The sequence below is a fragment of the Stenotrophomonas sp. ZAC14D1_NAIMI4_1 genome (assembly GCF_003086775.1).
In the GTDB taxonomy this organism is placed as follows: domain Bacteria; phylum Pseudomonadota; class Gammaproteobacteria; order Xanthomonadales; family Xanthomonadaceae; genus Stenotrophomonas.
In genome coordinates this window covers 4,304,021-4,316,103 of sequence record NZ_CP026001.1, presented here as the reverse complement: position 1 = coordinate 4,316,103, position 12,083 = coordinate 4,304,021, and the positions used below count along the sequence as shown (strand labels likewise).

At 66.7% G+C, this 12,083-nt stretch carries 12 protein-coding genes; 6 read left to right on the top strand and 6 right to left on the bottom strand.

The annotated features are described in order from the left end of the window. The first annotated feature begins 133 nt into the window (after nt 1-133). Nucleotides 134-520, top strand: coding sequence for a VOC family protein (locus C1927_RS19615; RefSeq protein WP_079223937.1), 387 nt, complete (start codon nt 134-136; stop codon nt 518-520). Between the two features lie 86 nt (nt 521-606). Here C1927_RS19615 and C1927_RS19610 read toward each other — a convergent pair whose 3' ends face one another. Genes C1927_RS19610 through pdhA form a run of 4 tightly spaced genes read right to left on the bottom strand, consistent with a single transcriptional unit; the run spans nt 607 to nt 4,480 of the window. Next, entirely contained in the window at nt 607-1,986 is a 1,380-nt protein-coding gene (locus C1927_RS19610; protein ID WP_079223935.1) for a dihydrolipoamide acetyltransferase family protein, read from the bottom strand. After that, on the bottom strand, nt 1,983-2,336 hold the full coding sequence (locus tag C1927_RS19605; RefSeq protein ID WP_079223933.1) for an SH3 domain-containing protein: 354 nt from the start codon (nt 2,334-2,336) through the stop codon (nt 1,983-1,985). The genes C1927_RS19610 and C1927_RS19605 overlap by 4 nt, the downstream gene beginning before the upstream one ends. Nucleotide 2,337: 1 nt before the next feature. Further along, nucleotides 2,338-3,405 (bottom strand): alpha-ketoacid dehydrogenase subunit beta, encoded by a 1,068-nt coding sequence (locus C1927_RS19600; RefSeq protein WP_079223931.1) that lies wholly within the window; start codon nt 3,403-3,405, stop codon nt 2,338-2,340. Continuing rightward, the gene (gene pdhA / locus C1927_RS19595; RefSeq protein WP_079223930.1) at nt 3,398-4,480 is read right to left on the bottom strand and encodes a pyruvate dehydrogenase (acetyl-transferring) E1 component subunit alpha; all 1,083 of its coding nucleotides are present in this window, start codon (nt 4,478-4,480) and stop codon (nt 3,398-3,400) included. Before pdhA ends, C1927_RS19600 begins: the two co-directional genes overlap by 8 nt. Nucleotides 4,481-4,818: 338 nt before the next feature. Here pdhA and C1927_RS19590 point away from each other — a divergent pair, with 338 nt between their 5' ends. From C1927_RS19590 to C1927_RS19575, 4 genes are all read left to right on the top strand, one after another. Beyond that, nucleotides 4,819-5,694, top strand: coding sequence for a tryptophan 2,3-dioxygenase family protein (locus tag C1927_RS19590; protein ID WP_079223929.1), 876 nt, complete (start codon nt 4,819-4,821; stop codon nt 5,692-5,694). Between the two features lie 180 nt (nt 5,695-5,874). Then, nucleotides 5,875-7,374 (top strand): oligopeptide:H+ symporter, encoded by a 1,500-nt coding sequence (locus tag C1927_RS19585; protein ID WP_079223928.1) that lies wholly within the window; start codon nt 5,875-5,877, stop codon nt 7,372-7,374. Nucleotides 7,375-7,390: 16 nt separating this feature from the next. Beyond that, nucleotides 7,391-8,002, top strand: a complete 612-nt coding sequence (locus C1927_RS19580; protein WP_079223927.1) for a thioredoxin family protein — start codon at nt 7,391-7,393, stop codon at nt 8,000-8,002. Nucleotides 8,003-8,129: 127 nt separating this feature from the next. Beyond that, entirely contained in the window at nt 8,130-9,257 is a 1,128-nt protein-coding gene (locus C1927_RS19575) for a hypothetical protein (RefSeq protein WP_079223926.1), read from the top strand. Nucleotides 9,258-9,329: 72 nt separating this feature from the next. On the opposite strand, the gene C1927_RS19570 is transcribed toward C1927_RS19575, so the two are convergent. Both C1927_RS19570 and C1927_RS19565 read right to left on the bottom strand, forming a co-directional pair. Continuing rightward, complete coding sequence (locus C1927_RS19570; RefSeq protein ID WP_079223925.1) at nt 9,330-9,569, bottom strand: hypothetical protein; 240 nt, start codon at nt 9,567-9,569, stop codon at nt 9,330-9,332. A gap of 752 nt (nt 9,570-10,321) precedes the next feature. Beyond that, nucleotides 10,322-10,816 carry a MarR family winged helix-turn-helix transcriptional regulator gene (locus C1927_RS19565; RefSeq protein WP_079223924.1) on the bottom strand — a complete coding sequence of 165 codons (495 nt, stop codon included), beginning with the start codon at nt 10,814-10,816 and terminating at the stop codon, nt 10,322-10,324. A gap of 129 nt (nt 10,817-10,945) precedes the next feature. On the opposite strand from C1927_RS19565, the gene hppD reads away from it, so the two are divergent. Further along, the gene (gene hppD / locus C1927_RS19560) at nt 10,946-12,058 is read left to right on the top strand and encodes a 4-hydroxyphenylpyruvate dioxygenase (RefSeq protein WP_174208704.1); all 1,113 of its coding nucleotides are present in this window, start codon (nt 10,946-10,948) and stop codon (nt 12,056-12,058) included. The last annotated feature ends 25 nt before the right edge of the window (nt 12,059-12,083 follow it).

Below are 12,083 nucleotides of genomic sequence, written 5' to 3'. Positions count from 1 at the left end.
TTCTGAGGCAAGAGCAGTCGACTGACAGTCGACTCTACCAAGGCAGAAACAGAAGCCAGCGCCGCCACGCTGCTGACAGGATCTGTCAGCAGGGCCGCACCACCATGGGCACTCCCAACAACGGAGGTTCCCCATGTTCAAGCCCAGCACCCTGCTGCAGTACGTGCGTGATGTCGCGGCCAGTGCCACGTTCTACAGCAGCATCCTCGGTACGCCGCCGGTGGAGCAGTCGCCCGGCTTCGCCCTGTTCCTGCTGGGCGATGGCGCGGCGCTGGGCCTGTGGCAGCGTGATGGCGTGCTGCCAGCGGTCACCGCAGAAGCCGGCGCGGCCGAGCTGGCGATGGTGGTGGCCAACGCTGCAGAAGTGCAGCAGCTGCACGACGCCTGGCGCGCACTCGGCGTGCAGATCACCCAGGCGCCGGTCACCCTGGAATTCGGCCACACCTTCGTTGGCGTCGATCCCGATGGCCATCGCCTGCGCGTGTACAGCCGTGCCGAGGGCATGGTCGCGCGCGATTGATCGCCACGCCGCGCCCACAAAAAAACGCCGGGCAATGCCCGGCGTTTTCTCAGGTCATGTGCCAACCAGCGGTTGGCACCCACCCATCAGCTGGCCAGCGCCAGATCATCCATCATCGCGCGCAGGAAGCGGGCCGCTTCACCGCCGGTGGCGGCGCGGTGGTCGAAGGTCACCGACAGCGGGATGACCTTGTGTGCTTCCACGCCGCCCATCACCGGGGTCATCTGGTGGCGGGCACGGCCGGCACCGATGATGGCCACGCACGGCGGCACCACGACCGGGGTCGCGTAGCGGCCGGCGAACATGCCGAAGTTGGACAGCGAGATGGTGTAGCCGCTCAGTTCGGAGGCCGCGATGGAACGGGCTTCCACCTGTTCGCGCAGGCGGTTGACGCCTTCGCGGATGCCACGGGCATCGAGCATGTCGGCATTGCGCAGCGCCGGCACGAACAGGCCGTCGTCGGTGTCCACGGCGATGCCGATGTCCACCTGCGCGTGCAGGGTGCGGGTCAGCGCTTCGCCGTCGAACCAGGCGTTCATGGCCGGCACCTTCTGCGCGGCAACCACGATCGCGCGCACCAGGCGGGCGGTGACGTCGTTGCCCGGCAGCCAGGCGTGGATGTCGGCGTCGTCATTCAGCGTGGTCGGCACGACCTTGCTGTGCGCATCGGCCATCACCCGCGCCATGTTGCGGCGCACGCCCTTCAGCGGTTCCGGCTGGCCCTTGGCGACCACGCCCGGCGGCTGGGTACGCATCGGCTTGCCGGCGGCGGACAGCGGGGTGCGGGCTTCGCTCTGCACCGGCGCAGCCACCTGGGCCGGGGCCGGGGCGGTATACGCAGCGGCAGCCACCGGTGCCGGGGCAGCCCCCAGCTTGGCGCTGCCGTCGGCCGCAGCCTGCTTGACGTCGGCCATGGTCACCGCGCCATCGGCGCCGGTGGCACGCACGCGGGCCAGGTCCACGCCCAGCTTGCGCGCGGTGGCACGCACGGCCGGCACGGCCTTGACGCCACCGACGGCCAGCGCCTGTTCGGTGTGCACGGCATTGGAGCTCTGCATCGCGCCGACCACGGTGCCGGCGTCATCACGCTCGGCCTTTTCTTCAGCGGCGGCAGCCACCGGGGCGGCCGGCAGCGGCGGCGGGTTCGGTGCGGCCGGGGCCGCCGGGGCGTGCCCGTGGCTGTGGCCGGTGTCCTGGCCATCGGCACGCTGCGGCAGGTTCGGGTCGATCTCGAAGCTGGCCAGCACCGCGCCGGTCGGGATGATGTCGCCGGCGGCACCGGACAGCTTCAGCACCTTGCCGGACACCGGCGAGGGCACTTCCACGACGGCCTTGGCGGTCTCCATCGACACCAGCGGCGCGTCCAGCTTGATCACGTCGCCTTCCTTGACGAACCACTCGACGATGGTCGCGTCCGGCAGGCCTTCACCCAGGTCGGGCAGGTTGAAATTCTTGGTCTGGCTCATGTGCAGTTCTCTTCCAGCAGTTCCAGTTCGCGGGCCGGCAGCCAGCCCGTCGCGCCATTCGCGCGCTCGGACCACCACCACCCACCATGTTCGTGATGCAGCTTCACCATCTCGCCGTTTTCCACATCCAGCTCGCGGGCGTCGTAATCGCGCAGGGCTTCGGCGCGACCATCATCCAGCAGCTGCAGCCAAGCGACGGGCGCCCATCCAGCGCGCCCATCGTTGGTGCGTACCCAGGCAAACGCCGGCCATTCCTCGTCACGTACACCGACTTCGACGATCTGGCCGGTGCGGAACCGGAGCGGGTTGGAATACTGGCTGCGGTAAGCCCCAAGGAGGCGGGCCCGCATGTCAGCCTGCCGCCACCGCGCGCTTGGCCGCGGTCACGATCCGGTCCACGCTGGGCAGGTACTTCATTTCCAAGCGGAACAGCGGAATGTGGGTGTCGTAGCCGGTAACGCGCTCGACCGGGGCCAGCAGGTCGTACAGGGATTCCTCGGCCAGGCGCGCGGCGATTTCGGCACCGAAACCCGCGGTCTTCGGGGCTTCCTGCACGACCACGCAGCGGCCGGTCTTGGCCACCGACTCGGCGATGGTGGCGAAGTCCAGCGGACGCAGCGTGGCCACGTCGATGACCTCGGCACTGATGCCTTCGCCGGCCAGCTTGTCGGCTGCTTCCAGCGCTTCCTTCACCTGTGCGCCCCAGGCCACCAGGGTCACGTCGGTGCCGTCGCGCAGCACGAAGCACACGTCCAGCGGCAGCGCTTCGCCGTCGTTGACGACCACTTCCTTGTACTGGCGGTAGATGCGCTTGGGCTCCATGTAGATCACCGGGTCGGGATCACGCATGGCGGCCAGCAGCAGGCCGTAGGCACGCTGCGGGCTGGACGGCAGCACCACGCGCAGGCCCGGCACGTTGGTGAAGATCGATTCGTTGGCTTCGCTGTGGTGTTCCGGCGCGCGGATGCCACCGCCCCACGGCACGCGCAGCACCATCGGGCAGTGCAGGCGGCCACGGGTACGGGTACGCAGGCGCGCGGCGTGGCAGATGATGTGGTCGACCATCGGGTAGACGAAGCCGTCGAACTGGGCTTCGGCCACCGGCTTCATGCCCTGCGCGGCCAGGCCGACGGTCAGGCCGGCAATGGTGGTTTCATCCAGCGGGGTGTCGAGGATGCGCTGCGAACCAAAGCGCTGCTGCAGGCCGGCGGTGGCACGGAACACGCCGCCGTTGACGCCCACGTCCTCGCCCAGCACCAGCACCGACGGGTCGTGTTCCAGCTCCCAGGCCAGGGCCTGGGTGATGGCTTCGATCAGGGTGATGGGGGTAGCGGTCATTGCGATATCTCCACCGGCGACAGCGGCGCTGTCGGCGGCATTGGCCTGGGAAGCGGATGCGCCCGTCTTGATGTCATCCATGGCGCTGCTCCAGGGCAATGGCGGCCGCGCGCTGGGCCAGCAGGTCCGCCGGCGGATCGGCATACAGGTAGTCGAACATCGCCTCGACCGGCTGCACCGGGGTATTGAGGTACTGGTTCACTTCCTCGTCCACCTTGGCCGCGCACTGCTCGACCCAGGTCTTTTCTTCGTCTTCGCTCCACACGCCCTGGGCGATGAGGTACTTGCGCAGGCGCAGCATAGGCTCACGGGTCCAGGCGTCCTTCACTTCGGCGTCGTCGCGGTAACGGCGTGCGTCGTCGGCGGTGGTGTGGTCGGACAGGCGGTAGGTCAGCAGCTCCAGCACGGTACCGCCGTCGCCAGCCAGGCCGCGTTCGCGCGCCTGTTCCATTGCGGCCAGCACGGCGATCAGGTCATTGCCGTCCACCTGCAGGCAGTGCAGGCCACCGGCCAGGCCCTTCTGGGCCAGGGTTTCGGCACCGGTCTGGGCCGAACGCGGCACCGAGATCGCCCAGCCGTTGTTGACGATGCACAGGATCAGCGGGAGCTTGTAGGCACCGGCCGAATTGAGCGCGGCATAGAAGTCGGTCTTCGAGCTGCCGCCATCGCCGCACACCGCCACCGCGATCTGCGCTTCGTTGTTGAGCTTGAACTTCAGCGCAGCGCCGGCAGCATGCAGGCACTGGGTGGAGATCGGCACGCAGAACGGGAAGTCCTTCACCGCGTTGCCGGTGTAGTCGTTGCCGCGCTCGTCGCCGCCCCAGTACATCAGCACGTCGTACGGGCGCACGCCGCGCATGAACATCGCACCGTATTCGCGGTAGCTGGGCGCGAACACGTCGCCGGCCTTCATCGCAGCGCCGATGCCGACGTGTGCGGCTTCGTGGCCCAGGCAGGCGGCATAGGTGCCGAGCTTGCCGGTGCGCTGCAGCGCGATGGATTTGCTGTCGAACGTGCGTACGTACAGCATCTGCTTGAACAGCGGCACCAGGACGGCCGGATCCTTCAGGGATGCGGGCAGGTCGTCACGGACGAGCTTGCCGTCCGCGTCCAGGTACTGCAGGTATTCGATCTTGAACTCAGCGGCAACCGTCATTGCGTACTGCACCTTCGACAGAGAAGTTACAAATGATATGAATCGCCATGTTAAGGAACGCGTACGAAATAGCCTTCCTGCGGCGCAACACGGGGATTCCCCTTTGTACCCCTGGCGACGGCTCGGGGGCCAATAACAACAACGTATTCAGTCGTTGCTGCAAAGCATCAGAATACGCCTTTGGCTGACTGCCGGCGCAACGGCGCGAAAGGTTCCACGCGCAACAGCGGTTCCACAGGCCGACTGCACGCCCCGGTATGGTCCGCACGCTGCCCCTTGCCCGCTGCCCGCACGGCGGGCAACGCGCTACCCTTGCCGCCCCTGATCTGGTCCCGCCCATGTCCGTCGACAACAACCAACGCGATCTCGAAGCCGGCATCCACACCGACCTGCACGGGCGCCTGACCTACGGCGGCTACCTGCGGCTGGACCAGCTGCTGACCGCGCAGCAGCCGCTGTCCAACCCGCCGCACCACGACGAGATGCTCTTCATCATCCAGCACCAGACCTCGGAGCTGTGGCTGAAGCTGCTGGGCCACGAGCTGCGGGCGGCGATCGGCTTCCTGCAGCGCGATGAAGTCTGGCAGTGCCGCAAGGTGCTGGCGCGCAGCAAGCAGGTGCTGCGCCAGCTGACCGAGCAGTGGTCGGTGCTGGAAACGCTGACCCCGTCCGAGTACATGGGCTTCCGCGACGTGCTGGGCCCGTCCTCGGGTTTCCAGTCGCTGCAGTACCGCTACATCGAGTTCCTGCTGGGCAACAAGAACGCGCAGATGCTGCAGGTGTTCGAGCATGACGTGGAAGGCCAGGCGCAGCTGCGCAGCGTGCTGGAAGCGCCGAGCCTGTACGAGGAATTCCTGAAGTACCTGGCGCGCTTCGGCCACGCCATCCCCGACCTCTACACCGACCGTGACTGGACCCAGCCGCACGTGTCCGACGACAGCCTGCAGCCGGTGTTCGCCCGCATCTACCAGGATACCGATCGCTACTGGCGCGAGTACTCGCTGTGCGAGGACCTGGTGGACCTGGAAACCGCCTTCCAGCTGTGGCGCTTCCGCCACATGCGTACCGTGATGCGGGTGATCGGCTTCAAGCGCGGCACTGGCGGCTCCTCCGGAGTGGGCTTTTTGCGACAGGCCTTGGAGCTGACCTTCTTCCCCGAGCTGTTCCAGGTGCGCACCAGCCTGCAGGTGGCACCGCCGGCCGACCCGGCCTGAGCCCCATTCAGCAAGGCCGCCGGCGATGGGCTGGATCGTTTCAGATGCAAGTTCAGCGAGCAGGCCGTGACCTGCCTCAAACGGCGTGTATTTGACGTGAACGCCAGAAGTCGGTGATCCTCGCGCGTTGCTCCAGCGCACATCGGATGTGCCGTCCATCCACCGAACCAGGAAACCCGCATGAGCCTAAACGCCACTGCGAACACCCCAGAGCCGGCCGTGCCGGAATTCAAGACCCTGATGGGCCACCCGCGCCCGTTGTGGATGCTGTTCATGACCGAGTTCTGGGAGCGCTTTGCGTTCTACGGCATCCGCTGGGCCTTGGTGCTGTACATCGTTGCCCAGTTCCGCAACGGCAGTGCCGCCGGCGAAGCCGACGCCAGCCGCATCTACGGCGCCTACCTGGCCCTGGTGTACGCCGCGGCGATCTTCGGTGGCTACGTGGCCGACCGGGTGCTGGGCTACCAGCGGTCGATCCTGACCGGCGCGGTCATCATGGCCGCAGGCCTGTTCATGATCGCCCTGCCGCAGGAGCACATCTTCAAGCTCGGCCTGGCCACGATCATCGTCGGCAACGGCATGTTCAAGCCCAACATCTCCACCATGGTCGGCAAGCTGTACGGCCTGAAGGATGAGCGCCGCGATTCGGGCTTCACCATCTTCTACATGGGCATCAACATCGGCGCGATGATCGCCCCGGTGCTGACCGAGTACCTGGCCCGCAAGATCTTCGGCACCGCCGAGATGCCGTCCTACAAGATCGTGTTCATCGCCTCCGGCGTGGGCATGCTGATTTCGCTGGTGTGGTTCTACATCGGTCGCGCCGGCCTGAAGGGCATTGGTGCACCGCCGGCCGGCGCCGAAGGCATCGGCCCGATCATCAAGGTGGTGGTGGGTGCGATCGTCGCCATTCCGGTGTCGTACTTCCTGCTGGCCACCGGCGCCGCTGCGCTGGCCTGGATCCTGGGCGCGATGTTCACCGTACTGGCCATCCTGCTGCTGGTGGAAGGCATCCGCGAGGGCAAGGTGCAGCGCGACCGCGTGATCGCCATGCTGATCATCTTCGCCTTCAACGTGATGTTCTGGATGTTCTTCGAACAGGCGGGCAGCTCCTTCACCTTCCTGGCCGACAACATCGTCAACCGCAAGTTCGGTGACTGGACCTTCCCGACCGCGTGGTTCCAGTCGGTCAACTCGGTGGCCATCATCACCCTGGCGCCGATCATCGCCTGGATCTGGGTGGCCATGGGCAGCGCCAATCCGTCCATCCCGCGCAAGTTCGGCCTGGGCCTGCTGTTCAACGGCGCCGCCTTCGCCCTGCTGATGTTCGCCCTGTCGCAGATGGTCGTGGACGGCAAGATTCCGTTCTGGACCCTGTTCATGGTCTACGTCATCCAGTCGGTGGGTGAGCTGTGCCTGTCGCCGATCGGCCTGTCGATGGTGACCAAGCTGGCCCCGGTGCGCCTGGTCGGCTTCGGCATGGGTGGCTGGTTCCTGTCCACCGGCATCGGCAACAACCTGTCGGGCATCTTCGCCGGCGCGGTGTCCGGTGAAGGTGGCATGACGATCGAATCGGCACTGAAGGGGTATACCTTCGGTTTCTGGGCCCTGATCGGCTCCGGCGTGGTGCTGTTCCTGGTGGCCCCGCTGATCAACAAGCTGATGCACGGCGTCAAGTAAACAGAGGGTAGTGGGCATGCGTACAACGTTCGGCAGTGCAGTGGTGGCAGTGGTGTGTGCGGCGCTGATCGGCGCCTGTTCCCAGCAACCGCCGCCGGCACCGGCCGAACCGACGCAGCCGCTCGACACCCGTCCCACCGAGCCACCGGCCGCTGATCCCAGCGCGCCGGTGGCCTCGGGCAACACCCCGGCGGCGGCCGACATCGCCGCCATTGCCGGCCTCAATGCCAGCTTCGACCCGGCCCGCGACCCGGCCGCCGATCTGGAAACGGCCAAGGTCGAAGCCCAGCGCGGCAACAAGCACATCATCCTGGACGTGGGCGGCGAGTGGTGCCCCTGGTGCCACCTGATGGACCAGTTCGTGGAAGGCGATGCCGAAATCCGCCGCTTCCGCGATGCGAACTACGTCTGGATGAAGGTCAACTACAGCGAAGAGAACGAGAACGCGGCGTTTCTCTCGCAGTACCCGCAGGTGAAGGGTTACCCGCACCTGTTCGTGCTCGATTCCGATGGCACCCTGCTGCAGTCGCAGTTCACCGGCGAGCTGGAAAAAGCCAAGAACGAAGGCAAGGGCTACAACCGCAGCAAGTTCATGGCCTTCCTGAAGAAGTGGGCGCCGCAGCGCTGACCCCGGTTCTGTAGAGTCGAGCCATGCTCGACTGCAGGGGCTCGACCGCTACAGAAACTCACCCCATGGCCGCTAACGGCAAGGACGTCAGTCGACAGGATCGTCGGCTGCCCCTACCGGAGCGCCCATGCACACCGACCACGCCCAACGCCTGCCCGAAGCGGCCAGTGACGCCGCCCCCGAGGGGGTGAGCCTGCCGCCGCAGGATGCCCTGCTGGATGACGCAGGCACCGGCGAGGACACCGTGGAGCTGGCGCCGCCGCGCCACCGCCTGCCGCAGATCGCCCTGCCGGACAACGTCGTGCTGAAGGGCGCGGTGCAGAAGCTGGTTGAACAGAAGTCCCGCCTGGACCGCCTGGCCGCCGAGGGCCAGTTGGCTGGCCTGTTGCCGCCGGAATGGCAGGGCAATGGCCTGCGCGCGATTGATCTGCCCAGCTTCGTGCAGGGCGTACTGCCGTTCCTGCACACCGGCGAACGCGGCGAGACCGCGCCGGCACGCCTGCCGGTGCGCCACGTGCTGGGCGACGACAGCCGCTGGGGCGTGGACGACGTGGCCGAACCGAAATCGCTGGCCTGGTACCTGGCCGCGGATGAGCGCGCCACTGCTGGCAGCAAGGACGTCGCCGAAGCCTGGCTGGTCGGCGCGCTCGGCCTGGCCTGGATGCAGGAAGGGCGCAGCCGCCCCGGGTTCCTGCGCGCGATGGACCAGGACAGCATGGCCGCACGGGTGACCATGCTGGGCTACCCGCCGCCGGGCGAGCTTGCCCTGTACAACGTGACCGCGCACGGCCAGGCGCAGATCTGGTGCGTGTACGGCCGGCGCAAGGTGCGCCCGCTGGTGGCGCCGTGGCTGAGCGTGCCGCTGCTGACCGCCTATGGCGTGGCCGCGCCGGGCGCGTGGCCGGCCAGCTTCCCGCCGGTGGAGGCCGTGGCCGAGGCCATCGCCGCCGCCCGCCCGGGCCGGCTGGTGCCGGAAGTCGACCTGGGCAAGGTGGTGGCGAAGATCGCCGAAGACACCGCCTCGGAGGCCTGGCAGCCGGTCAGCCTGCTGCAGCTCAACACCTGGTCGCCGCGCTGGACCTTCTTCCTCGGCACCTTCGTCGGCCTGCCATCGTTGCTGCTGGTCGCTGCCGCGCTGGCGCTGCCCGGTGCGATCGAGGCGGCTACGGTTGCCGCCTCGCTGGGCTTTGCCGGCGGTGCCATCGCCGCGTTGGCCGTGCCGTGGATCCATGCGCGGCGCAAGCACCTGAGCTGAGCGCCGGGGTCGGATCCCTTTCCGCAGGAAAGGGCTCCGACCCCATCGCAGCCATCCACGCATGGCGTGGATCTACTCCCGCACGAGCCGCAGCGCGGTCGCGTAGGCCTTGGCGAAGCTGGTGAAGTCGCGCAGCCGGTTCAGCGAGAGCAGGAACCCGGGCGGGCAGGGCTTCAGGCGATGGTGTTCAAACCAGGCATCGGCGATGGACTCCACCGTCGCCAGCGCCTCATCGATGCACTGCAGGTCGGCCTCATGATCGAGGGTGATGGGGGAGGGCGCCGGGTCTTTGCGGCGGGCGGATCGGGACATGGCGGGATTCCTGGGCCTGGATCAACGGGCGTTCAACCCCGGCAGCGGTGCTCCGCTGCGCGCCCAACCTCGCCCCGGCCGGAGCGTTCGTCCAATAGGCAAAACCACTCGATTGAGGCCGTTGGATAGGCCTGATCTGTCCAAGACGATGCTACCGGGCCAATCCCGAAACATCAGGTGGCAACGCCGACAGCCAGTGACGTGTGAGGCCCGGGTGCCGCTCGTCGGCGGACACCCAATTGCACGCGATCAACGTCATCAACGACGGCCCGATGCACCCTTGAAGGGTTGCCGACGACACGCCGGGCGAGGCAGGCAACGTCATCCACGCATGGAGTGGATCTACCGGAACTGAGTCCGACTCGGGTGGGTGCCGACCGTTGGTCGGCACCGGTTCTGACCCACAATTGATTTCGATATCTGACAGATGTGCCGACCAACGGTCGGCACCCACCGACAGCGCACGGAATCTGTCAGAGGTGGGGCGGTGTGGGCTTGCAGGACCGTTGGCGCCATGGATGGCGCCATCGAGCCCCCAGGGGTGAGGGCGCTTTGCTTGCGAAGCACTGCTTCGCAAGCGCCCGAACGCACAGCCGCCAGCGGCTGGGCCGGACCCCGGAGGGGGGGGCACGGCGTGTCCTGCAAGGCCACACCGCCCCGCCATCCAGCGGAAACCCAGTTGTTGCTGTTGATGTTGCTGGCCAGCGGCCGGCACTACCGGGGACCGGGGCAGAGCCCCGGAAACCTTCCCCTCAGACGCCTTCGCCCATCCGCTCCAGGCCATCGCCGGCCAGCCGCAGGATCAGCTTCTCCAGCACCTGCTCCTCTTCCTCGCTCAGTACCGACATCAGCTTGCGGGTGATCTCGATCACCAGCGGCGCGATCGTCTCGTACACCTCGAAACCCGCCGCCGACAGTGCCAGCACCGAGCGCCGGCGGTCATCGCCGTGCGTCTCACGCTTGATGAAACCGCGCTCCAGCAGGCGCGCCACCGCGCGGCTGACCGCCACCTTGTCCATCGCCGTGCGATCGGAAACCTCGCTGGCCGACGAACCCGGGTACAGCGCCAGGATGGTGATCACCCGCCACTCGGGAATGGCCAGGCCGTAGCGGTCGCCATAGAGCTTGGCAATGTTGCCGCTCACACGGTTGGACAGCACGCTCAGCCGATACGGCAGGAACTGTTCCAGGTCGAGCAGGACGTGCGAGGCACGCACGCGGGTGGAGGCGGGGTCGGCTGGGCTCATGCTGCGGTGCACCTTGCTGGTGGTTTCAAGTGTAACTATAAGTGGTATGTCCGGACCCTGCATTCTCGCCGGGTCCACCCTAGCCCGCACCTGGTTTGTACCGATGCGGTACCGATTCGGAGCCACGCCATGAATACCGCAGTCCCGACCGCCTCGCACCCGAACCCCGGCATGCAGGTCACCACCTTCGAAAACCCGATGGGCATCGACGGCTTCGAGTTCGTCGAATTTGCCGCCCCGGCCGGCCGTGGCCAGGAGCTGCACGAGTACTTCCGCAAGATGGGCTTCAGCGCGGTGCTCAAGCACAAGCAGCGTCCGATTACCGTCTATCGCCAGGGCGACGTCAACTTCCTCGTCAACGAAGACCCCGATTCCTTCGCCGCCGACTTCGCCGAAAAGCACGGCCCCTGCGCCTGCGGCTTTGCCATCCGCTTCAAGAAGCCGGGCCAGGAGGTCTACCAGACCGCTCTGGGCAACGGCGCCGAGGCCATCGCCTTCAAGCCGGACAGCAAGGCCGTCAACGCCCCGGTCATCAAGGGCATCGGTGATTGCATGCTGTACCTGGTCGACCGCTACGGCAGCGCCGGCAGCGTCTTCGATGGCGACTACGAAGTGATCGACGGCGCCGACCTGCGTCCGTTCGGCTTCGGCCTGACCTTCATCGACCACCTGACCCACAACCTGTACTTCGGCAACATGCAGCAGTGGTCGGATTACTACGAGCGCCTGTTCAACTTCCGCGAGATCCGCTACTTCGACATCAAGGGCCTGAAGACCGGCCTGGTGTCCAAGGCGATGACCGCCCCGGACGGCATCGTGCGCATCCCGCTGAACGAGTCGTCCGACCCGAAGAGCCAGATCAACGAGTATCTGGACGCGTACAAGGGCGAGGGCATCCAGCACATCGCCTGCTTCACCGACAACATCTACGAGACTGTCGAAGCCATGCGCGCGCAGGGCGTGGATTTCCTCGACACGCCGGAGACCTACTTCGATGTGATCGACCAGCGCGTGCCCAACCACGGTGAAGACGTGGCGCGCCTGGCGAAGAACAAGATCCTCATCGACGCCGACCCGGAAACCCACCAGCGCAAGCTGCTGCAGATCTTCACCCAGAACTGCATCGGCCCGATCTTCTTCGAGATCATCCAGCGCAAGGGCAACGAAGGCTTCGGCGAAGGCAACTTCACCGCGCTGTTCGAAAGCATCGAGCGCGACCAGATCCGCCGCGGCGTGCTGTAACGTCTGCAGGCAATGTCGGCTTCCC